Annotated in this window: 20 protein-coding genes; 5 read left to right on the top strand and 15 right to left on the bottom strand. The window is 57.2% G+C overall.

Annotation, left to right across the window (positions count from 1 at the left end; genetic code table 11):
- Positions 1–47 precede the first annotated feature (47 nt).
- Positions 48–2,876, top strand: coding sequence for an excinuclease ABC subunit UvrA (uvrA, locus tag B4056_RS02365; RefSeq protein WP_039382007.1), 2,829 nt, complete (start codon positions 48–50; stop codon positions 2,874–2,876).
- A gap of 258 nt (positions 2,877–3,134) precedes the next feature.
- Positions 3,135–4,199, top strand: a complete 1,065-nt coding sequence (locus B4056_RS02360) for an NAD(P)-dependent alcohol dehydrogenase (protein WP_113655580.1) — start codon at positions 3,135–3,137, stop codon at positions 4,197–4,199.
- A gap of 4 nt (positions 4,200–4,203) precedes the next feature.
- Here B4056_RS02360 and B4056_RS02355 read toward each other — a convergent pair whose 3' ends face one another.
- The 6 genes from B4056_RS02355 to dnaB all read right to left on the bottom strand — a co-directional run bounded on the left by B4056_RS02355 (position 4,204) and on the right by dnaB (position 9,235).
- Positions 4,204–4,554 (bottom strand): MmcQ/YjbR family DNA-binding protein, encoded by a 351-nt coding sequence (locus B4056_RS02355; RefSeq protein WP_039381999.1) that lies wholly within the window; start codon positions 4,552–4,554, stop codon positions 4,204–4,206.
- A gap of 3 nt (positions 4,555–4,557) precedes the next feature.
- A complete protein-coding gene (locus tag B4056_RS02350; RefSeq protein WP_094111302.1) occupies positions 4,558–4,974 on the bottom strand; it encodes a secondary thiamine-phosphate synthase enzyme YjbQ in 417 nt (138 codons plus the stop codon).
- Between the two features lie 150 nt (positions 4,975–5,124).
- Positions 5,125–6,318, bottom strand: a complete 1,194-nt coding sequence (locus tag B4056_RS02345) for an amino acid aminotransferase (protein ID WP_288653717.1) — start codon at positions 6,316–6,318, stop codon at positions 5,125–5,127.
- A gap of 47 nt (positions 6,319–6,365) precedes the next feature.
- Positions 6,366–6,980 (bottom strand): YitT family protein, encoded by a 615-nt coding sequence (locus tag B4056_RS02340; protein WP_039381991.1) that lies wholly within the window; start codon positions 6,978–6,980, stop codon positions 6,366–6,368.
- 228 nt (positions 6,981–7,208) lie between these two features.
- On the bottom strand, positions 7,209–7,700 hold the full coding sequence (locus tag B4056_RS02335; RefSeq protein ID WP_039381989.1) for an Lrp/AsnC family transcriptional regulator: 492 nt from the start codon (positions 7,698–7,700) through the stop codon (positions 7,209–7,211).
- A gap of 128 nt (positions 7,701–7,828) precedes the next feature.
- Complete coding sequence (dnaB, locus tag B4056_RS02330; RefSeq protein ID WP_039381986.1) at positions 7,829–9,235, bottom strand: replicative DNA helicase; 1,407 nt, start codon at positions 9,233–9,235, stop codon at positions 7,829–7,831.
- A 73-nt stretch (positions 9,236–9,308) separates the two neighbouring features.
- Here dnaB and B4056_RS02325 point away from each other — a divergent pair, with 73 nt between their 5' ends.
- Positions 9,309–10,292: a quinone oxidoreductase gene (locus B4056_RS02325; RefSeq protein ID WP_039381983.1), complete on the top strand. Its 984-nt coding sequence runs from the start codon at positions 9,309–9,311 to the stop codon at positions 10,290–10,292.
- A gap of 179 nt (positions 10,293–10,471) precedes the next feature.
- Here the strand turns inward: B4056_RS02325 and pspG are convergent, their stop codons facing one another.
- The 3 genes from pspG to B4056_RS02310 form a co-directional block, all read right to left on the bottom strand.
- Positions 10,472–10,735 (bottom strand): envelope stress response protein PspG, encoded by a 264-nt coding sequence (gene pspG / locus B4056_RS02320; RefSeq protein WP_094111299.1) that lies wholly within the window; start codon positions 10,733–10,735, stop codon positions 10,472–10,474.
- 181 nt (positions 10,736–10,916) lie between these two features.
- Positions 10,917–11,912, bottom strand: coding sequence for a tRNA dihydrouridine(20/20a) synthase DusA (gene dusA, locus B4056_RS02315; protein WP_094111298.1), 996 nt, complete (start codon positions 11,910–11,912; stop codon positions 10,917–10,919).
- 90 nt (positions 11,913–12,002) lie between these two features.
- Positions 12,003–13,265 carry a conjugal transfer protein TraF gene (locus B4056_RS02310; protein WP_166714333.1) on the bottom strand — a complete coding sequence of 421 codons (1,263 nt, stop codon included), beginning with the start codon at positions 13,263–13,265 and terminating at the stop codon, positions 12,003–12,005.
- A gap of 388 nt (positions 13,266–13,653) precedes the next feature.
- On the opposite strand from B4056_RS02310, the gene zur reads away from it, so the two are divergent.
- Entirely contained in the window at positions 13,654–14,175 is a 522-nt protein-coding gene (gene zur, locus B4056_RS02305; protein ID WP_071668451.1) for a zinc uptake transcriptional repressor Zur, read from the top strand.
- 50 nt (positions 14,176–14,225) lie between these two features.
- Here the strand turns inward: zur and B4056_RS02300 are convergent, their stop codons facing one another.
- From B4056_RS02300 to B4056_RS02285, 4 genes are all read right to left on the bottom strand, one after another.
- The gene (locus tag B4056_RS02300) at positions 14,226–14,438 is read right to left on the bottom strand and encodes a CsbD family protein (RefSeq protein ID WP_094111297.1); all 213 of its coding nucleotides are present in this window, start codon (positions 14,436–14,438) and stop codon (positions 14,226–14,228) included.
- Positions 14,439–14,583: 145 nt separating this feature from the next.
- Entirely contained in the window at positions 14,584–15,906 is a 1,323-nt protein-coding gene (gene dinF, locus B4056_RS02295; protein WP_039381969.1) for an MATE family efflux transporter DinF, read from the bottom strand.
- Between the two features lie 129 nt (positions 15,907–16,035).
- Positions 16,036–16,650, bottom strand: coding sequence for a transcriptional repressor LexA (gene lexA / locus B4056_RS02290; protein WP_039381966.1), 615 nt, complete (start codon positions 16,648–16,650; stop codon positions 16,036–16,038).
- 105 nt (positions 16,651–16,755) lie between these two features.
- Positions 16,756–17,124, bottom strand: a complete 369-nt coding sequence (locus B4056_RS02285) for a diacylglycerol kinase (RefSeq protein ID WP_039381963.1) — start codon at positions 17,122–17,124, stop codon at positions 16,756–16,758.
- A 127-nt stretch (positions 17,125–17,251) separates the two neighbouring features.
- Between B4056_RS02285 and plsB the strand changes: the two genes are divergently transcribed.
- Entirely contained in the window at positions 17,252–19,675 is a 2,424-nt protein-coding gene (gene plsB / locus B4056_RS02280; RefSeq protein WP_039381961.1) for a glycerol-3-phosphate 1-O-acyltransferase PlsB, read from the top strand.
- A 35-nt stretch (positions 19,676–19,710) separates the two neighbouring features.
- On the opposite strand, the gene ubiA is transcribed toward plsB, so the two are convergent.
- Both ubiA and ubiC read right to left on the bottom strand, forming a co-directional pair.
- Positions 19,711–20,604, bottom strand: coding sequence for a 4-hydroxybenzoate octaprenyltransferase (ubiA, locus tag B4056_RS02275; RefSeq protein WP_414693132.1), 894 nt, complete (start codon positions 20,602–20,604; stop codon positions 19,711–19,713).
- Positions 20,601–21,116, bottom strand: coding sequence for a chorismate lyase (gene ubiC, locus B4056_RS02270; RefSeq protein WP_094111296.1), 516 nt, complete (start codon positions 21,114–21,116; stop codon positions 20,601–20,603). Before ubiC ends, ubiA begins: the two co-directional genes overlap by 4 nt.
- Positions 21,117–21,169 lie beyond the last annotated feature (53 nt).

Below are 21,169 nucleotides of genomic sequence, written 5' to 3'. Positions count from 1 at the left end.
TTATGCTTTGCTGGCATAGCGGGTGTAGTTCAATCCGGGAAAGGTGAATGGATAAGATCGAAGTCCGCGGTGCTCGCACCCACAATCTGAAAAATATTAACCTGATCATTCCACGCGATAAGCTGATCGTTGTCACCGGTCTCTCAGGTTCCGGGAAGTCATCGCTGGCGTTTGATACGCTCTATGCCGAAGGTCAGCGGCGCTATGTAGAGTCCCTCTCTGCTTACGCGCGCCAGTTTCTCTCGCTGATGGAGAAGCCGGATGTCGATCATATCGAAGGCCTGTCGCCCGCCATTTCCATTGAGCAGAAATCGACTTCGCATAACCCGCGCTCGACGGTGGGTACTATTACTGAAATCCACGACTACCTGCGCCTGCTGTTTGCCCGCGTGGGTGAGCCGCGCTGTCCCGATCACGACGTCGCGCTTGCGGCGCAGACCGTAAGCCAGATGGTGGATCAGGTGCTGGCGCAGGAAGAGGGTCGCCGCCTGATGCTGCTGGCGCCGGTGGTGAAAGATCGCAAAGGTGAGCACACTAAAACGCTGGAAAACCTGGCGGCACAGGGTTACATCCGTGCCCGCATCGATGGTGAAGTGTGCGATCTCTCCGATCCGCCGAAACTTGAGCTGCAGAAAAAGCACACTATTGAAGTCGTCATCGATCGTTTTCGCGTGCGCGACGATCTCGCGACACGTCTGGCGGAGTCGTTTGAAACCACGCTTGAACTCAGCGGCGGCACCGCGATCGTGGCGGACATGGATGATCCTGACAGCGAAGAGATGCTCTTCTCCGCCAACTTCGCCTGCCCGATCTGCGGCTACAGCATGCGTGAGCTGGAACCGCGCCTGTTTTCGTTCAACAACCCGGCCGGCGCCTGTCCAACCTGTGACGGCCTTGGCGTGCAGCAATACTTTGATTCCGATCGCGTGGTGCAGAACCCTGAGCTGTCGCTGGCGGGCGGTGCGATTCGCGGCTGGGATCGCCGCAACTTCTACTATTTTCAGATGCTGCGCTCGCTCGCTGAGCATCTCGATTTTGACGTGGAGGCGCCGTTCAGCAGCCTGAGCGACAAAGCGCGTCAGGTGATCCTGTATGGCTCGGGCAAAGAGAATATTGAATTCAAATATATCAACGATCGCGGTGATACTTCCGTGCGGCGTCATCCGTTTGAAGGGGTGCTGCATAATATGGAGCGCCGTTATAAAGAGACGGAGTCCAATGCGGTGCGCGAAGAGCTGGCGAAGTTTATCAGCAACCGCGCCTGCACCAGCTGTCACGGTACCCGCCTGCGCCGCGAAGCGCGCCACGTGTTTGTTGAAGATACTAACCTGCCTACCATCTCTGAAATGAGTATTGGTCATGCGATGGAGTTTTTCACCAACCTTAAACTGAGCGGCCAGCGCGCAAAAATTGCTGAGAAAGTCCTGAAAGAGATCGGCGATAGGCTGAGTTTCCTGGTCAACGTCGGCCTGAACTATCTCTCCATGTCACGTTCGGCTGAAACGCTCTCCGGCGGCGAGGCGCAGCGTATTCGTCTGGCCAGCCAGATTGGCGCGGGCCTGGTTGGCGTCATGTACGTTCTTGATGAGCCCTCTATCGGGTTACACCAGCGCGATAACGAACGCCTGCTCTCGACCCTGATCCACCTGCGCGATCTCGGCAATACCGTGATTGTGGTAGAGCATGACGAAGACGCGATCAGAGCGGCTGACCATATCATTGATATCGGTCCGGGCGCGGGCGTGCACGGCGGACAGATAGTGGCTGAAGGTGATGTACACGCCATTATGGCGCATGAAGAGTCGCTGACCGGCCAGTTCCTGAGCGGCAAGCGCGAAATCGCAGTGCCGGCCGAGCGGGTGAAAGGCGATCCGGCTAAAGTGCTGAAGCTCACCGGCGCGCGCGGCAATAACCTGAAGGATGTGACGCTGACGCTGCCGGTTGGCCTGTTTACCTGCATCACCGGCGTCTCCGGCTCCGGGAAATCAACGCTTATCAACGATACGCTTTTCCCGATCGCGCAGCAGCAGCTTAACGGTGCAACCAGCGGTGAAGCGGCACCTTATCGTGAGATCGCCGGCCTTGAGCACTTCGATAAAGTGATCGACATCGATCAAAGCCCGATCGGGCGTACGCCTCGATCTAACCCGGCGACCTATACCGGCATTTTTACGCCGGTGCGTGAACTCTTTGCCGGTGTGCCGGAGTCGCGCTCGCGCGGCTACAATCCGGGCCGCTTCAGCTTTAACGTGCGCGGCGGACGCTGTGAAGCGTGCCAGGGTGATGGCGTGATCAAAGTGGAAATGCACTTCCTGCCCGACATCTATGTGCCGTGCGATCAGTGTAAAGGCAAGCGCTATAACCGCGAAACGCTGGAGATCAAGTACAAAGGCAAAAGCATTCACGAAGTGCTGGAGATGACGATTGAAGAAGCGCGCGACTTCTTTGAAGCGGTCCCGGCGCTGGCACGCAAGCTGCAGACGCTGATGGATGTCGGCCTCTCCTATATCCGTCTCGGCCAGTCCGCCACCACGCTCTCCGGTGGTGAGGCGCAGCGCGTCAAGCTGGCGCGTGAGCTGTCGAAGCGCGGTACCGGACAGACGCTCTATATTCTGGATGAGCCGACCACCGGCCTGCACTTTGCCGATATTGCGCAGCTGCTGGAAGTCCTGCATCAGCTGCGTAATCAGGGCAATACCATTGTGGTGATTGAGCATAATCTGGATGTGATTAAAACCGCAGACTGGATCGTGGATCTGGGTCCCGAAGGCGGCAGCGGCGGCGGTGAGATCCTGGTCGCCGGTACGCCGGAAACCGTGGCAGAGTGTGAAAAGTCACATACCGCACGCTTCCTGAAACCGATGCTGAAGAAGTAAGGCTTTTCTGTCTGCGCCTTTACCATTATCAGGCCGCCCTCCGGGGCGGCTTTTTATTTGCCGGTTATTCAGACGTGCCTGATTACGCAACAAAATGCAGAAACAGGCAAGAATCAGACAACTTCAGGCATGGTCGCATCCAGGCGAGCTGACTACGCTTATAGCGGTCTGCTTGCAACGCTGCCTCAGCGTTGCGGCCTTTCGAACTCCGTAAGGCGTTTGCATACCCTACTCACGACACATCCGACTGGAGACACCATGAATATTACCCATGCCTGGGCTGCACAGGACGCCAAATCAAAACTCGCCCCGTTCGACTACAAACCGCGCGAACTGCGTGAGCATGATGTGGAGATTGAAGTGCTCTATTGCGGCGTCTGCCACTCCGATCTGCACCAGGCGCGCAACGAATGGAACAACACAATTTTTCCGGTCGTACCGGGCCATGAAATTGTCGGTCGCGTAACCGCCGTAGGCGCGCACAGCCATAAATATCAGCCCGGTGACCTGGTGGGCGTTGGCTGTATGGTTGACTCCTGCCGCAGCTGTCCGAGCTGTCAGGAAGGGCTGGAGCAGTATTGCGAAGAGGGCATGACGGGCACCTACAACGGCCAGGATCGCGAAACCGGCGCGGTCACCTACGGTGGCTACTCCACCAGCATGGTGGTCAACGAAGATTTTGTGCTGCGCGTGCCGGAAAACCTCGACCTGGCAGGCGTTGCGCCGCTGCTGTGCGCGGGGATCACCACCTATTCGCCGCTGCGCCACTGGAATGTCGGGCCGGGCAAAAAAGTGGGTATCGTAGGCCTCGGCGGCCTGGGCCATATGGGGGTGAAAATTGCCCATGCGATGGGCGCGCAGGTCGTGCTGTTTACGACATCGCCATCAAAAGTCGAAGATGGCAAACGTCTTGGCGCTGATGAAGTGGTGATATCTAAAGATGCCGATCAGATGGCGGCCCACGCTAACAGTTTCGATTTTATTCTGAACACGGTAGCCGCACAGCACGATCTCAACCCGTTTATCACCCTGCTGAAGCGTGATGGCAATATGACGCTGGTCGGTGTGCCCGAGCACGATCATCCGGCACCTCAGGTGGTTAACCTGATTTTCAAACGCCGCAGTGTCTCTGGCTCGCTGATCGGCGGCATCGCTGAAACGCAGGAGATGCTCGATTTCTGTGGCGAGCACAACATCACCTCAGACATTGAACTGATTGCCATGGATCAAATTAATGAGGCGTTTGAGCGCATGCTGAAAAGCGATGTAAAATATCGCTTTGTCATCGATATCAATACCCTGCGCGATACGCCTGCGGCGTAACGGCTCAGGCGTTGTGCTGGCTGGCGCCCGCCGCGTGCGTGGCGTCGGCCTGCTGGTAAGAGGCGTCAACCAGATAGTAAATCTGCGAATCCTTCAGCGATCCATCCAGCCACAGCGTGCTCCAGCAGGATTTATTCAGATATTCGCTGGGAAAGACGTCGCTGTGCTCTTCACGCAACAGTTCAGCCAGTGCGGGAGAGGTTTTCAGCGTCACCGCCGGCCGCCCTGCTTTCTCATAAAGCATGGCAAACAGCACACCGTGGCTCTTAATCTGCGTTGCATCCCACGCCTCTTTAATGTCCTGTTCTGCGGCGGGTTTGCTCATGCAGTAGGTCAATAGCTCAGAAATCGTCATTGGTTATTCCCCTTGTAAAGTCGCGACGATGCGTCTGGCACCGCCCTGTATGCGATGTTCGCCCAGCCAGATGCCCTGCCAGGTCCCCAGCATCAGCCGCCCGCGACTGACCGGCAGCAGCAGTGAAACGCCCAGCAGTGACGACTTGATATGGGCAGGCATATCGTCTGCGCCTTCATAAGCGTGCTGCCACCCTGCGTTTTCAGGCACCTGGCGTAAGAAATGCTGCTCCATGTCGCTGCGCACGGTGGGATCGCAGTTTTCATTCAGCGTCAGCGACGCGGAGGTATGCTGTAACAGCAGATGCAGCTGGCCGATGCGCACGCCATTGAGGCCGTTAAGCTGGCTTAAGATCTCATCGGTAATGAGGTGAAACCCGCGCGCTTTTGCGCTCAGGGTGAGGGTCTGTTGCTGCCACATAGCAAAGTCCTAAAAAAACAGGTCTCTTAAGTGTGCAGCATGTTGGCGAAAGGTAAACCCTGCCGCAGGAAAAAGCATCAGCCTGCCTGGCAGACGCAAAAAAAAACCATCCGCATGAAAACGGATGGTTTCTGGTTTCGCGTCCGGCGGTTACATAACGGCAGCAAACGCCTCTGCAACGCGTTTAACGTTACCGTGGTTCAGACCAGCAACGCACATACGTCCGCTGGCGATAAGATAGATGCCGAACTCATCGCGCAGGCGATCAACCTGCTGTGCGCTGAGACCGGTATAGCTGAACATACCGCGCTGCTTCAGCAGATAGTCGACATTTTTACCCGGCAGAATTGCCTGCAGCTCGCTGACCAGCGCCTGGCGCATCTCCGCAATACGCAGGCGCATCGCGTCAACTTCTGCCAGCCACATGTTCAGTAGTGCGGCATCATTCAGCACGCAGGAGACTACCTGCGCACCAAAATTTGGCGGACTGGAGTAGTTGCGGCGCACGGTGGCTTTCAGCTGACCCAGCACCCGTCCCGCTTCTTCAGCGCTGTCGCAGACCACAGAGAGCCCGCCCACGCGCTCGCCATAGAGCGAGAAGATCTTGGAAAATGAGTTGCTCACCAGCGCCGGCAGACCCGTGGCTGCGATAGCGCGAATGGCGTAAGCATCCTCTTCCATTCCTGCACCAAAGCCCTGATAGGCGATATCGAGGAACGGGATCAGCTCCTGCGCTTTCAGCACGGCGGTGGTCTCATCCCACTGGGCGTCAGTGAGATCGGCGCCGGTCGGGTTATGGCAGCAGGGATGCAGCAGCACAATGGCATGCTTCGGCAGCGATTTCAGGCAGCGGATAAATGCGTCAAACTTAACGCCGTTGGTCTCAGCATCGTACCAGGGGTAGGTGTTTACCGCGAAGCCCGCGCCGTTAAAAATCGCTACGTGATTTTCCCAGGTCGGATCGCTGACCCAGACCTCTGAGTGCGGAAAATAGCGCTTCAGGAAATCAGCCCCCACTTTCAGCGCACCGGAACCACCCAGCGTCTGAATAGACGCGATGCGTCCCGCTTTCAGCACCGGGTGTTCGTGACCAAACAGCAGCGGCGCAATGGCGTTACGGTAAGGGCCTAAACCTTCCATCGGCAGATAGAGTGATGCCTGATGCGGCTGCGCCTGCAGACGCTCTTCAGCTGCCGCAACGGCCTGCAGCTGCGGAACGATCCCTGCTTCGTTGTAGAACAGGCCGATACTGAGATTGACTTTATGCGCGCGCGGATCTTGTTTGTAGGTTTCCATCAGCGACAGAATCGGATCGCCGGCGTAGGCATCAACGTTTTGAAACACGGTGCAGATCTCCATAAAAATGCATGAGTAAGCGTAAGACGGCGCTTTTATACCTGATAGCGGCCAGGACGATGGTTCAGCGCAATGATAAGGTTGAGGATCGCCGCGCCCGCAACAGAGGCCAGCAGCATCGGTAGCGGTACAACAAACAGCGAGGCGCATACCACACAGGTATCAACCATCATCTGTAGCTTCCCGGCACGCAGACCGGTGCGATCCTGCAGCCAGAGCGCCAGAATATTGATACCACCCAGGCTGGCTTTGTGACGAAACAACACTATAAACCCGATCCCCATGACCACGTTACCGAACAGTGTCGCATAAAAAGGATTTAATGCCGAAAAGTGGATAAACAGCGGATGCAGCTGTGTGAACAGGGAAACCAGCGCCACGGCACCAAAGGTTTTGCAGGTAAATTCCCACCCCATGCGGCGTATCGCCAGCCAGTAAAACGGCAGATTGATGGCAAAAAAGGCGGCGCCGAAAGAGGAGGATGAAAGGTAGCTGATTAAAAACGCGATACCGGCCGTTCCGCCGGTCAGCGCGCCCGCCTGCTTCAGCAGCATGACGCCAAATGAGACCATCAGCGTTCCCAGCACGATAGCCAGCGCATCTTCGATACGGGAGTGAGGAGCCGCCACTGGCTGAGCGATGTTGTCCATCAGGAGTTCTCTGTGCAAATAAAAGCGATATAGCTGCAAAAAACGCACCACTCCGGCCTCGCTGCTGCTTAGCCGGAGGGTGCCAGCGAATATCCCATTGATATCTAAGGCGCTTTATTGCACAGTTTTATGCATGAATCAGAATAAAACCGTTGATTCATGCACAAGTTCGGTATTAATCGCGAGAAATAAGCAGAGAGAGGGAGCCTGATGCACTTTTATGGCGCGTTATGCACCTTTATGGCGCACTTTGTGCGCAGGCTTCATCATCAGGCCATTCTCTTTCAGCCGGTTGAGTACCACCGCCGTTTTAACGTGCGACACGCTCTGATGGCCCGCCACCAGCTGGCTGATCAGCGCGCTCAGCGAGGCGAGATCGGCCACCGCCACTTTCAGCAGATAGTCAGCGTCTCCGGTGGTTTTAAACGCGTCAACAATGGCGGGTTCCGCTTCCACCATCTGCAAAAAATTATCTTCGTAATCAGGCGTATGGTTTTTCAGCCGCACTTCAATCAGTCCGACCATGCCGAGACCCACCGCATCAGGCGACAGCCGGGCATGATAGCCAAGGATTAAATTCGCCTGTTCAAGGTTGATGCGGCGGCGTGAGCATTGTGATGCGGATAACCCCACCAGATCGCTCAGTTCCTGATTGGTAAGACGGCCGTTAGATTGTAATAGCGTCAATATCTTAAGATCGTAATCATCTACCTGCGTCATTCTGATCCCACAGCGTTGTCACATTCGCTTTGGCACAGATAACCTGATAGCGGGTCGCCTTGTCCAACACTATTTTCTGATGACGTGAGATGCATGCACAAAACGTGCATGCACTGGCAGGCAAAGGCTTATTCGTCGTCGTATTGCGGGCCGGCGTAGTTGTCAAAGCGCGACCACTGGCCGTTGAAGGTAAGACGCACGGTACCGATCGGCCCGTTACGCTGCTTGCCGATGATGATCTCAGCGATGCCTTTCAGATCGCTGTTTTCGTGATAAACCTCATCGCGGTAGATAAACATGATCAGGTCAGCATCCTGCTCGATCGATCCTGATTCACGCAGATCGGAGTTAACCGGACGTTTGTCGGCGCGCTGCTCCAGTGAACGGTTTAGCTGCGACAGCGCCACGACCGGCACATTCAGCTCTTTGGCCAGCGCTTTCAATGAACGCGAAATTTCGGCGATCTCCAGCGTACGGTTCTCGGAGTGCGACGGCACGCGCATCAGCTGCAGATAGTCGATCATGATCATGCTCAGACCGCCATTTTCGCGGAACACGCGGCGGGCACGCGAGCGTACTTCGGTTGGCGTCAGGCCGGAAGAGTCATCAATAAAGATGTTTTTCTTCTCCAGCAGAATACCCATCGTGGCGGAGATGCGCGCCCAGTCCTCATCTTCCAGCTGGCCGGTACGAATACGCGTCTGGTCCACGCGCGACAGAGATGCCAGCATACGCATCATCAGCTGCTCGCTGGGCATCTCCAGACTGAAGATCAGCACCGGTTTCTCATTGAGCATCGCGGCGTTTTCGCACAGGTTCATGGCGAACGTGGTTTTACCCATTGAGGGACGCGCCGCCACGATAATCAGATCGGACCCCTGCAGGCCAGCCGTTTTTTTGTTCAGATCCTGATAGCCGGTATCTACGCCGGTTACGCCATCGTGCGGCGTTGAGACCAGCGCTTCAATACGGGACACGGTGGCTTCAAGGATCTGCTCAATGTTCTGCGGGCCGTCATCTTTATTCGCGCGCTGCTCGGCGATTTTAAAGACGTTGGATTCGGCAAAGTCGAGCAGATCTTCACTGCTCCGCCCCTGCGGATCGTAACCGGCGTCGGCAATCTGATTGGCAACCGCAATCATCTCACGCACTACCGCACGTTCGCGCACGATATCTGCATAGGCGCCGATGTTAGCCGCACTTGGCGTATTTTTCGCGAGTTCGGCCAGATAGGCAAAGCCGCCCGCCATCTCCAGCTCGCCGCGCGTTTCCAGCGACTCTGACAGCGTGATCAGGTCGATAGGCTGGCCCAGCTCCAGCAGCCGCTGCATCTCAGCAAAAATCATGCGGTGTGAGCGGTTAAAAAAATCGTCTGCGACAACGCGCTCAGAGACGTTGTCCCAGCGCTCGTTGTCCAGCATCAACCCACCCAGCACCGACTGCTCCGCTTCTATGGAGTGCGGCGGCATTTTTACGCCTTCCAGCTGCCGATCGCGGGGTTCGTTCGATTTGTTGGTGGGTTTGTTTCCTGCCATAGTGAATGCATTACCGATCGTGAAAGGGACGCGCAAGTATACCGCCCCCGGATGAACATTCACAGGAGTCAGCATGGCAAAGCGTATTCAGTTCAGTCAGCACGGTGGTCCGGAGGTTTTGCAGTGGGCAGATTTTGATCCTGCCGATCCGGCTGAGCATGAGGTGCAGGTAGAAAACCGGGCGATAGGCATCAACTATATCGACACCTATGTGCGCAGCGGGCTCTACCCGGTTTCAGCCTTTCCTTCCGGACTCGGTACCGAAGCGGCAGGCGTGGTCAGCAAAGTGGGCGCAGCGGTCACGCGTTTTCAGCCTGGCGATCGGGTGGTTTACTGTCAGGCCGCTCTGGGCGCTTACAGTGAACTTCACAACGTTGCGGAAGAGCGGCTGGCGCTGCTGCCGGAGAGTATCTCTTTTGAAACGGCGGCTGCCTCATTTCTTAAAGGGCTGACGGTCCAGTATCTGCTGCGACAAACCTGGAAAGTCAAAGCGGATGAGACGTTTCTGTTTCATGCTGCCGCAGGCGGTGTGGGTCTGATTGCCTGCCAGTGGGCCAAAGCGCTGGGTGCACATCTTATCGGCACGGTGGGTTCTGCCGAAAAAGCGCAGATTGCCAAAGCGGCTGGCGCATGGGCCACCATCAACTATCGCGAAGAGGATATTGCACAGCGCGTCAGCGAACTGACGCAGGGGAAAAAAGTGGCCGTGGTGTATGACTCTGTCGGTAAGGATACCTGGGAACCATCGCTCGATTCTCTGCAGCGCCACGGGCTGCTGGTCAGCTTTGGCAACGCCTCCGGCCCGGTAACCGGCGTGGATTTAGGGATTCTTAATAAGAAAGGCTCTCTGTTTGTCACCCGCCCGTCGCTGTTTGGCTATATCACAAACCGTGAGGAGCTGGAGCAGGCGAGCAGTGAACTCTTTTCCCTGATAGCCAGCCGCGCCATTCAGGTAAACGTACCGGAGCAGCAGAAGTTCCCGCTGCGCGATGCCATGCGCGCGCATCAGATACTGGAGAGTCGTGCGACCCAGGGCTCCAGCCTGCTGCTGCCCTGATGCAGGCAAAAAAAGAGGGCTTCCTGAAGGAAGCCCCTGATTCTTTTTTTAGTTCGCGCTGTGTAGGGACAGCGGTACTGAATCTGTATACGTATAGTGGCAGAAAACATAAGTAAAAAATATGTTTACGTTTTATTTAGCGCCAGCGGAATTCAGCGCTGTGATCTGAGCCGCATTTTTTACCAGCCGCGTCGCTCCATCCTGCTGATTTTTCTCCTGAGCCGGTTCAGTCTGGTGCTGCTACCCGGTGTGGTAACGCTGCGCCAGACCCAGACGGCGACCACGGCCAGCAGCAGCCAGGGTAACAGTTTTATAACAAAGGCAAACAGGCCGGTTAAAAACATCAGCACGGTGGCAACGGCTAAAGCCGCAATCACCCCCAGCAGGGAAACGCCGGTCAGCAACAGCATTACAAAGAACCCAAGCACAAATACAATTTCCACGTCTATTCTCCTCTGTCAGGACTCTGCTGACAGATACAATTTTCGTGCCAGATTGGTTAATTTATAAGATATTGATTGAAAAGTATTTATTCAGGGCGCTGCTGTAGAAGTGGTGAGAAAAACCAGGTTTCAGGCAAAATAAAACCGCACCATTTCTGCTGCGGTTTTCAGAGAGCGCGGATTACGCTTCCTGGGGGATGCGATCGGCCACCAGCGCCAGCGCGGCTTCCAGCACCCGCACATCAGCACCCGGTTTATGGGCATTTTCGCTCAGATACCGTCGCCACTGACGGGCACCCGGAATACCCTGAAACAGCCCCAGCATATGCCGGGTGACGTGCCCCAGATAAGTGCCCTGCGTCAGTTCCGCTTCGATATAGGAATACATTGAACGCACAGCGGCGACCAGATCCACTGCCGGCGTTGTGCGGCCAAAAAGCTCGCGGTCAACCTGCGCCAGCACGGAAGGATTTTGATACGCTTCGCGGCCCATCATCACGCCATCCAGATGCATCAGGTGCGTCTTGGCCTCTTCCAGCGTTTTTACCCCGCCGTTGATCGCCATGGTCAGCGCCGGAAAATCACGTTTTAGCTGATAAACGCGCGGATAGTCCAGCGGCGGGATCTCCCGGTTCTCTTTGGGGCTCAGGCCTGACAGCCAGGCTTTGCGAGCGTGAATGATAAAGGTGTCGCAGCCGCCCCGCTCTGCCACGGTGCCGGTAAAGTCGCGCAGAAACGCGTAGCTGTCCTGCTCATCAATACCGATGCGGGTTTTTACCGTGACCGGAATAGAAACCACATCGCGCATCGCTTTAATGCAGTCAGCCACCAGGTTCGCATCCGCCATCAGGCAGGCACCAAAACGACCGTTCTGTACGCGGTCGGAAGGACAGCCCACGTTAAGGTTGATCTGATCGTAACCGCGCGCTTCAGCCAGTCGGGCACACTGCGCCAGCGCCGCCGGATCGCTGCCGCCCAGCTGCAGCGCAACCGGATGCTCCTCTTCGCTATAGGCAAGGTAATCGCCTTTGCCATGAATAATCGCGCCGGTCGTCACCATTTCGGTATAGAGCAGCGTATCGCCGGTCAGCTTGCGATGAAAATAGCGGCAGTGACGATCGGTCCAGTCGAGCATCGGCGCGATAGAGAAGCGTTGCGAAGAGAAGTTATCAGTCATGAAGCGCAGTAGATCCGGAGTTAAATGATGAGAAACTGCGCAATGATACCACAGCCGTCACGGACGACACAGCCGCCCGTGACAGACCCGTCAGAAGTTAAAGCCGAGCTGTACCATCGCACCCCAGGTACGATCTTTACCGGCGGAGCCCGCGAGATCCAGATGCACCGCATTATTAAACGGCGACAGCCCGAGGCCGGCGGTAACCACGTTAACGTCATTTGATTTCAGATCGGCGCGATAGCCTGCCCGCAGTGCCAGCCAGTCGAGCACGCGATATTCCGCGCCTGCGCCCGCATACTGGCTGCTCTCCTGCGACTTAAAGCGTTTGGTTTCCGTCAGGTCCACATCGCCGGTCAGGGTAACCGGCCCGCGCTCCCATGCCAGTCCGGTTGTCACCAGCGGACGGATTTGATAGGTATCACGATAGCCATTGACGACTTTGGTTTCCAGATCGCGTGAGATCAGGTTCTGCCCGGTCAGACCAAACGTCCAGTTTTCAGCAAACGCGGTTGCGAGACCGGCATCAACGTTAAAGCCGGTGTCTGAACTGCGATAGCGTCCGTTTTTAAGATCGTTTTTATCGTAGTTATAGACGCTGGCGCTGTAGTTATAGAGCCAGGTCTTCTGCAGCTTGGGCGTAATACCGAGCGAGACCGGATGACCGGCAACCGTGAACTCATGCGCCATGGCGATACCATAATCGGTGACCAGCGCTGCCAGTCCGTTCGCGCTGGAGCGCAGGTTATCCTGATCGCCCGGCTGCGGAAACGCCCCGTTTGCCAGACTATCCAGATAATCGATATCGCTCTGAGCCACATTGGCCCGGATATGGGCGGTGCCATAGGCTTTGGTAATAAAAGCAAACGGCAGCGTCGCATTGGGAACGGTGACGGCCAGCGCAACGCCAGCGGTGGCATCCGCTTTGTTACCTTTAAGCCCGCGCAGCTGATCGGCCATATCACCGGCTGCGGCACGCAGTTGCGGTACCGCATTGATGGCGGCAAACGGATCCGAGATGAGATTCGCGTTGATGTTATCAATCACGTCGCGATAGCGATCAACCGTATCGGTGATGTCATCAATGCGATCGACCAGCTTGTCTTTATCCGTCACCTGTAACCCGGCAGAGGGAAAAATAATGCCGGCGTTCTCTTCCGGCTGCGCGCGTGTCATCAGCGCGGGGTTAGCCAGCACGGCAGAGCTCCAGTGCGACGATGCGACACCGGTTCCGCCCATCGCATCATTGCGCGCATCATACCAGGTTCCCGCGGCCAGCGCTGAAGAGGAAACCAGCAGCGCGTTTAAACCAGCAAAATAAGCCACCCGGGCCAGCGTAAAGCGTGTTGTCATCATGAGGCTGCTATCACCTTAAAAAATTATTGAGTGTCGCGTAGGCGAAATAATGGTGTTAACCGCTATTCTGAATGGCGGCTAACGCTTCATTGCTGTGAACTGAAAGGGATAAGCACTGCTGTTCGCAGAATTGGACACGATTGCGTCACACTGCGCTTTTTTTAGCCACTCAGGCGAATTATTGCTCTTATAAGGCCAGTGATAACTTTAGCCTGCCTGAACCATATCGGGAATCTGGTCACTTGCAAAGCAAAAATAGCGCGCTAAACACGCTTAAAATTGCCGGATAAGTGTGATCGACAGCACGCTTCGGCCAGGGCAGGCAAAAACAGCATGGGCGGATGGAGTGTGATAAAATAACATCACCTGTTAGCCGGAGAACATTATGTCAACTCTTACCCCAGCGCAGCTGCTGACCCAGGTCGAGGCGCTCTGTCTCGATCGCGGCGTGCGTCTTACGCCACAGCGTGCCGAAGTACTGCGCCTGATGGCTGAGCAGAAAGGTTCTGTCAGCGCCTACGATCTGCTGGATCAGCTGCGTATGAGTGAGCCTCAGGCGAAGCCGCCCACGATTTACCGCGCCCTCGACTTTTTGCTGGAGCAGGGATTTATCCACCGCGTGGAGTCCAACAACAGCTATGTGGTCTGCCATCATTTCAATGAGCCGGCCCACAGCTCTGTCATGCTGGTTTGCGACAGCTGTGCCGCAGTGAGTGAACAGCAGGCGCACGGCGTGGAAAAAATCATTGCGGGACTGGCTGACCAGGCAAACTTCAGCCTGCGCCATACGGTAATTGAAGCGCACGGCCTGTGCGAAAACTGTGCGGAAATTGCTGCCTGTACACAGCACGCCAGCTGCGCGCACGATCATGAAGCGATGAGTAAAAAACGCGGCAAAAAGGGCTGAGCGCACGCCTGAAGGCATGCGGGCGGGTTATGCTCTGAAGCGGGGTGGCACTAGCTGGGTGGATCGTTGTGCCGGCTTTCCCATTCGTTTACTTCGCGCTCCGCTTCTGCTCTGGCATAGCCGTAGCGCTCCTGAATTTTGCCGATCAGCTGCTCGCGTCTGCCTTCGATCACGCTCAGGTCATCATCGGTCAGCTTGCCCCACTGCTCTTTGCATTTTCCTTTAAACTGTTTCCAGCTGCCACTCGCTTCATCTTTGTTCATTGCATCTCTCCCCGGTTTGCTGAGCCAGACGGTATGCCACCACAGCGCGGGCTGAACCGCCGTATAACCCGCGTGCTGTCACGTTAAGGTTAACCGCTGCAGCACAAACTGCCAGTTTTGTGGGCTACCGCCTGACCGGCTGCTATCACACGCTGAACCAGCTGTCGCGCTGCCAGTGATGACGCCAGATCAGCCCGAGCGTAATGCCTCTCAGCGCGAGAAATACGGTAATAGCCAGCCATAAACCATGATTCCCGAGCCACGGCAGCGTCAGCAGCGTCAGCGCATAGCCCAGCGCCGCCAGCAGCATGCTGTTGCGCATATCCCGGCCGCGCGTGGCTCCGATAAACATCCCATCCAGCAGATAGCACCAGACGCCAGCCAGCGGCAGGATCACCTGCCAGATCAGATAGCGGTCAGCCGCCTCACGCAGCGACTCAATCGAGGTCAGCAGCGCGATAATTGCCGGACCGCAGAGGGCGTAAATCACAGCGAACAGCAGCGCCACAATGCCCGCCTGCCGGCAGGCGGCATACCAGATCAGCCGCAGCCGGCTGCGATCGCCTGCGCCGGTCGCCTCACCGGAGCAGGCTTCCACCGCATACGCAAAACCATCCAGCGCATAGGCAGTAAAAGTCAGGAACATCAGCAATACCGCATTGACGGCGACCACGTCAGCGCCGAGTCGCGCGCCCAGTAGCGTCAGCGAGGCGAAGCAGAGCTGCAGCAGCAGCGAACGCAGCATGATGTCGCGGTTAAGCCGGAACAGGCGCGCGGCGTCGCCGCGCCAGCTGGCTTTAAGCAGCGAAAATGATATGCCGCGCAGCGCCAGCACCCGCGCCACCATCCATAGCCCCACGGCCAGCGTCACATAGTCCGCGACGGCGGTGGCCGCTGCGGCACCCGCCACGCCCCAGTGCCACTGCAGAACAAACAGCAGATCGAGCAGGATATTCACGACGTTGCCGGTAATAAGCAGCACCATCGGCGCGCGCGCATACTGTACGCCGAGCAGCCAGCCGAGGATCACCAGATTTGCCAGCGTGGCAGGCGCGCTGAGCCAGCGGATAGCGATAAAGGTTTGTGCCTGCTGCTGCACCGCCTCGCTGCCGCCCATCAGCGCGGCTGCCAGCTCGCTGACCGGCGTTCGTAGCGCAATGAACAGCACGCCTGCCGTCAGCGCAATCAGCATCGGCTGGATCAGCGCCCGCGCCAGCGCTGGCTTATCGCGGGCGCCGAACGCCTGCGCCGTCAGGCCAGTGGTGCTCATCCGCAAAAAGAGCAGCAGCATAAAGACAAAGCTGGTGGCCGTTGCACCCACGGCTACGCCGCCGAGGTAAACCGGGCTGTCGAGGTGGCCAATGATAGCCGTATCCACAATGCCCAGCAGCGGTACGCTGATGTTAGAGAGGATCATGGGCAGCGCCAGGCGCCAGAGCGTGCGATCAGAAGAGGTAAACAGCGGCATCAGCCAGTCCTGTTATTGCGGGCAACGCGCCTCATGCAGCTGCACGGCGCCACGGTTGGAAGCAGAGGGGTAATATAGCAGACCGCGGCCTGTGCAGGCACAGACCGCAGCGGGGGGACTAACCAGGTATTACAGCCATTCACCGGTACGGACAATACCGACAGCCAGACCTTCAACGGTCAGAGACTGCTGGCGCGTATCCACTTCGATAGGCTGAAAATCGCTGTTTTCCGGCAGCAGATGCACGATAGCACCCTGCTTTTTCCAGCGTTTTACGGTGACCTCGTCGTCAATGCGCGCCACCACGACCTGGCCATTACGCACATCCTGGGTTTTATGCACGGCAAGCAGATCGCCATCCATAATCCCGATATCTTTCATCGACATGCCGCTAACGCGCAGCAGAAAATCCGCGCTCGGCTTGAACAGGTTAGCATCGACCTGATAGTGGGTCTCGATGTGCTCCTGAGCCAGCAGCGGCTCGCCGGCAGCGACACGCCCGATTAACGGCAGTCCGCCGCTTGTCTCTTCTTCCATCAGCAAGCGAATGCCGCGCGAGGCGCCAGAGACAATCTCAATGACCCCTTTACGCGCCAGCGCTTTCAGGTGCTCTTCAGCTGCATTGGGTGAGCGGAAGCCCAGCTGTGAAGCGATTTCAGCACGCGTTGGCGGCATGCCGGTTGTATTAATATGGTCGCGAATCAGGTCATAGACCTGCTGCTGCCTGCTGGTTAACGCTTTCATCCCGCCCCCTGGTTGTTTATACAGTCGCTGTGAGTATATACAGGTATTGGCGAAATGAAAACCGCAGCTGCGGCAAAAATCAGCGATATATCGGTACGGGCGGCCTTAATATGCGTGCGGCCAGAGCAGCGTTATCCAGACAAACAGCGCGAGAAGGATCGTCAGCAGTACGGCGGCAGAACCCATATCCTTAGCGCGGCCCGCCAGCGGATGACGCTCCTGGCCGATTCGGTCGACCACCGCCTCAATCGCGCTGTTGAGGATCTCCACCACCACCACCAGTATCACCGAACCAATTAGCAGTACGCGCGTCACTGCGTCCACATCCAGCCAGCAGGCGACAACTACCGCAATCACCGCGGCAACTGCCTCCTGACGAAAGGCCGCTTCATGTTGCCAGGCTGCGCGTATTCCCTGCCAGGAGTAGCCCGCCGCTTTGATAATACGCAGCAGGCCGGTAACGTTATTTGCCATGAATAGGGAACCCTTGAGTAATTTTGGCGTCAATGAGTGCGCAGCGTGCGATGGCACAGCCACAGATCTCCGCTGCACTTTCTGGTATGCTTGCCGCGCTTTGCTAACAAGAGGCTTCAAGTTGTCTATGTCAGGTTGGCGTAAACTCTATTACAAATTATTGAATTTACCACTCTCTATTTTGGTAAAAAGTAAGGTCATACCGACCGATCCGGTTTCGGAGCACGGTATCGATCCCACTCGTCCCGTGATGTATGTTTTGCCTTATGATTCAAAGGCGGACCTGCTTACATTACGCAACCAGTGTCTGCGGCTTGATCTGCCCGATCCGCTCGCGCCGCTGGAGATTGACGGCACGCTGCTGCCGCGCCATGTGTTTATCCATGATGGCCCGCGTGTCTTTCCTTACTACGTGGCGAACCCGGAGTCAGTGAAACTGTTTCACGACTATCTGGATCTGCATCGTAATAACCCGCAGCTGGATGTCCAGATGCTGCCGGTGGCGGTGATGTTTGGCCGTGCGCCGGGTCGTGAAATTCAGGGCGAGCCTACGCCGCATCTGCGCGTACTGAATGGCGTACAGAAGTTTTTCGCCATTCTCTGGCACGGTCGCGACAGCTTTGTCCGTTTCTCTTCCACCGTCTCGCTGCGCCAGATGGCGACCGAACACGGCACGGATAAGTCGATTGCGCAGAAGCTGGCGCGCGTGGCGCGTATTCACTTTGCCCGCCAGCGTCTCGCCGCGGTGGGACCAAGCCTGCCCGCCCGTCAGGATCTGTTCAACAAGCTGCTGCAGTCGAAGGCGATTGAAAAAGCGGTTGAAGATGAAGCGCGCAGCAAAAAGATTTCGCATGAAAAAGCGCAGCAAAACGCCGTTGAGATGATGGAAGAGATCGCGGCAGACTTCTCATATGAGGCGATCCGCGTTACCGACCGCATCATGGGCTGGCTCTGGAGCCGCCTCTATCAGGGCATTAGCGTCAACGGCGGCGAGCGCGTGCGTCAGCTGGCGCAGGATGGTCATGAAATAGTCTATGTGCCCTGCCACCGCAGCCATATGGATTATCTGCTGCTCTCCTACGTGCTTTATCATCAGGGGCTGGTGCCGCCGCACATCGCTGCCGGTATCAATCTTAACTTCTGGCCAGCCGGGCCCATTTTCCGCCGGCTGGGGGCCTTCTTTATTCGCCGTACCTTTAAGGGCAATAAACTCTACTCCACCGTATTCCGCGAATATCTGGGCGAGCTGTTCAGCCGCGGCTACTCGGTTGAGTACTTTGTTGAGGGCGGACGCTCGCGCACCGGTCGCCTGCTCGATCCCAAAACCGGCACGCTTTCAATGACGCTGCAGGCGCTGCTGCGCGGCGGCAGCCGTCCGATTACGTTTGTACCGATCTACATCGGCTATGAGCACGTAATGGAAGTGGGTACTTACGCCAAAGAGCTGCGCGGCGCAGCGAAAGAGAAAGAGGGCTTTGTGCAGATGGTGCGCGGCCTGCGTAAGCTGCGCAATCTCGGTCAGGGCTACGTTAACTTTGGCGAACCGCTGCCGCTGGTTAACTACCTGAACAAGCATATTCCCGAGTGGCGCGAGGCGATCGACCCGATCGATCCGCAGCGCCCCGCGTGGATGACGCCAGCGGTAAACGATATCGCTGCCCGCCTGATGGTGCGCATTAACGAAGCGGGTGCGGCCAACGCCATGAATCTGTGTGTGACCGCGCTGCTTGCGTCCCGTCAGCGCTCGCTGACGCGTGAGCAGCTGACGGAGCAGCTGGAGTGCTACACCCAGCTGCTGCGCAACGTGCCCTATTCACCGGAAGCGACGGTGCCCGATCTGAGCGCCGAAGCGCTGCTGGATCACGCGATGGGCATGAATAAGTTTGAAACCGAGCAGGACAGCATCGGCGATATCATTATTCTGCCGCGCGAGCAGGCCGTGCTGATGACCTACTACCGGAATAACATTCAGCACATGCTGGTGATGCCGTCGCTGATTGCCGCGATTGTGCAGCAGCACCGCGAAATCAGCGAAGCAGAGCTTCTGCGTCAGGTAAGCCTGGTCTACCCGATGCTGAAAAGTGAACTGTTCCTGCGCTGGGAAAGTGCCGAACTGCCGGCGCTGCTTAGCGCGCTGTGCGCGGAGATGGCGCGACAGGGGCTGGTAACGCAGCTGGATGGGCAGATTAAGCTGAGCGCCGCGCGCTATCGCACGCTGCAGCTGCTGGCAGCCGGTATTCGCGAAACGCTGCAGCGCTTTGCGATCACCTTCGCCATTCTCAGTGCCAAACCGACGATCAACCGCGGCACGCTGGAGAAAGAGAGCCGCACGCTGGCGCAGCGTCTGTCAGTGCTGCACGGTATCAATGCGCCGGAGTTCTTTGATAAGGCGGTATTTACCACGCTGGTGCTGACGCTGCGCGATGAGCGCTATATCAGCGACTCAGGTGATGCCGATGCGGAGCGCACGCACGCGATGTGGCAGATGCTGGCAGAGCTGGTCACCAGCGATGTGCGTCTGACGATAGAGAGTGCGGTCGCACACGAGTAAGGCAAGGCAGGGACGCAGGATGCGTCCCTGCCGGTTCAGAACAGCGCCAGAAACGGCTGCGTATTCAGCAGCACGCCAGCAAACAGCACCAGTCCCACATAGTTATTGTTCAGAAAGGCCTGAAAGCAGGCGTCGCGTTCGCGGCGGGCGATCAGGCTCTGCTGATAGACAAACAGCGCGCCGGCAGCCAGCAGTGACCAGTAGAATGCCCCGTTCAGATTCAGCATACTTCCCACCAGCGCCATCAGCCCCAGCGTGGCCAGCTGCAGCAGGCCAATAATCAGCTTGTCAAAACGACCAAACAGAATCGCCGTAGATTTAACGCCTATCTTTAAATCGTCATTGCGATCCACCATGGCGTACTGGGTATCGTAGGCCACCGTCCAGCAGATGTTAGCGAAGAACACCAGCCAGCAAACTAAAGGTAAGGACTCACTTACTGCAGCCCACCCCATCGGGATCGCCCAGCCAAAGGCTGCGCCGAGCACCACCTGCGGCAGATGGGTATAGCGTTTCATAAAGGGGTAGACCCAAGCCAGCGCCAGCCCGCCGAAAGAGAGCAGGATGGTCATGCGATTCATGGTCAGCACCAGCATAAACGCCAGCAGGCCCAGCGCAGCAAACAGCAGCTTTGCCTCTTTCTCTGAAACCGCCCCGCTCGCCAGCGGCCGGCCGGCGGTGCGTTTAACGTGACCATCCACTTTGCGATCGGCGTAATCATTGATGACGCAGCCGGCAGCGCGCATAACGATGACGCCAAGCACAAACACAATCAGCACCGGCAGCGGCGGCACCGCCATGCCAGCCAGCCACAGCGCCCAGAGCGTAGGCCACATCAGCAGCAGCGTGCCGATAGGTTTGTCGATGCGCATCAGGCGGCTGTAAGCCTGCCATTTGCTTACGGATAATGATTTTTGCACGGGTCTCATCCTTGCTGCAGCGCGCGGTAAAGCGGCGATGCCGGTAAAAAAAGTTCAGTTAACAGAAGGGGCTTATCCGACAGGCGCAGGCGCGAACGCCGTCCCCACAGATCGCCGGCCTGGCCGGGATGAATAAAATCGCGGCTCAGCGCTGAAGAGGCAAAAAGATAGCGCCCCAGCGGGCGTGTGCCAAGTTGCTGCAGCATCTGCTCCGGTCCCTGTAGCGTACTCTCGGGCACTACGGTGCGGCCCAGCAGCCACGGCTCGCCGTCGCCGCACAGCACGATTTCGCGCAGCCAGAAGCGCGTATTGTCCGGCAGAAAAGCCGCTTCTGCTGCGACCTCCGCCGCGCTGACAAAGCCTTCACGGATGGGTTGAACGGTAACCTGCCGGCAGTGCTGCTCAAAACGGCGCGTCATGGAATCTTCTTCCATCAGCCAGTCGGTCAGCGGTGCGGGCAGCAGCGAGGAGGCGGGTAACCACTGCAAGGCATATAACTGGCGCAGCGCATCGTGCGACATCAGGCGATCTCCGGCAAAAAAGTTGCCTTAGTTTACCGCAGAGCGCGGCCGCT

Origin of the sequence: Pantoea sp. UBA7232, from assembly GCF_002473195.1 — a bacterium.
Classification (GTDB): Bacteria; Pseudomonadota; Gammaproteobacteria; order Enterobacterales; family Enterobacteriaceae; genus Pantoea; species Pantoea eucrina.
Note: the sequence above shows the minus strand (reverse complement) of the source record. Positions and strands in the feature narration are given on the sequence as shown.

Excerpts from the sequence above, each read along its gene's own strand:
- zur (WP_071668451.1), top strand. The coding sequence starts at position 13,654 with ATGTCAACTCTTACCCCAGCGCAGCTGCTGACCCAGGTCGAGGCGCTC.
- ubiA (WP_414693132.1), bottom strand. The coding sequence starts at position 20,604 with ATGAGACCCGTGCAAAAATCATTATCCGTAAGCAAATGGCAGGCTTAC.
- dnaB (WP_039381986.1), bottom strand. The coding sequence starts at position 9,235 with ATGGCAGGAAACAAACCCACCAACAAATCGAACGAACCCCGCGATCGG.
- B4056_RS02350 (WP_094111302.1), bottom strand. The coding sequence starts at position 4,974 with ATGTGGCAGCAACAGACCCTCACCCTGAGCGCAAAAGCGCGCGGGTTT.
- B4056_RS02300 (WP_094111297.1), bottom strand. The coding sequence starts at position 14,438 with ATGAACAAAGATGAAGCGAGTGGCAGCTGGAAACAGTTTAAAGGAAAA.
- B4056_RS02310 (WP_166714333.1), bottom strand. The coding sequence starts at position 13,265 with ATGACAACACGCTTTACGCTGGCCCGGGTGGCTTATTTTGCTGGTTTA.
- plsB (WP_039381961.1), top strand. The coding sequence starts at position 17,252 with ATGTCAGGTTGGCGTAAACTCTATTACAAATTATTGAATTTACCACTC.
- lexA (WP_039381966.1), bottom strand. The coding sequence starts at position 16,650 with ATGAAAGCGTTAACCAGCAGGCAGCAGCAGGTCTATGACCTGATTCGC.
- dinF (WP_039381969.1), bottom strand. The coding sequence starts at position 15,906 with ATGCCGCTGTTTACCTCTTCTGATCGCACGCTCTGGCGCCTGGCGCTG.
- dusA (WP_094111298.1), bottom strand. The coding sequence starts at position 11,912 with ATGACTGATAACTTCTCTTCGCAACGCTTCTCTATCGCGCCGATGCTC.
- B4056_RS02340 (WP_039381991.1), bottom strand. The coding sequence starts at position 6,980 with ATGGACAACATCGCTCAGCCAGTGGCGGCTCCTCACTCCCGTATCGAA.
- B4056_RS02335 (WP_039381989.1), bottom strand. The coding sequence starts at position 7,700 with ATGACGCAGGTAGATGATTACGATCTTAAGATATTGACGCTATTACAA.
- ubiC (WP_094111296.1), bottom strand. The coding sequence starts at position 21,116 with ATGTCGCACGATGCGCTGCGCCAGTTATATGCCTTGCAGTGGTTACCC.
- B4056_RS02285 (WP_039381963.1), bottom strand. The coding sequence starts at position 17,124 with ATGGCAAATAACGTTACCGGCCTGCTGCGTATTATCAAAGCGGCGGGC.
- B4056_RS02355 (WP_039381999.1), bottom strand. The coding sequence starts at position 4,554 with ATGACGATTTCTGAGCTATTGACCTACTGCATGAGCAAACCCGCCGCA.
- B4056_RS02325 (WP_039381983.1), top strand. The coding sequence starts at position 9,309 with ATGGCAAAGCGTATTCAGTTCAGTCAGCACGGTGGTCCGGAGGTTTTG.
- B4056_RS02360 (WP_113655580.1), top strand. The coding sequence starts at position 3,135 with ATGAATATTACCCATGCCTGGGCTGCACAGGACGCCAAATCAAAACTC.
- uvrA (WP_039382007.1), top strand. The coding sequence starts at position 48 with ATGGATAAGATCGAAGTCCGCGGTGCTCGCACCCACAATCTGAAAAAT.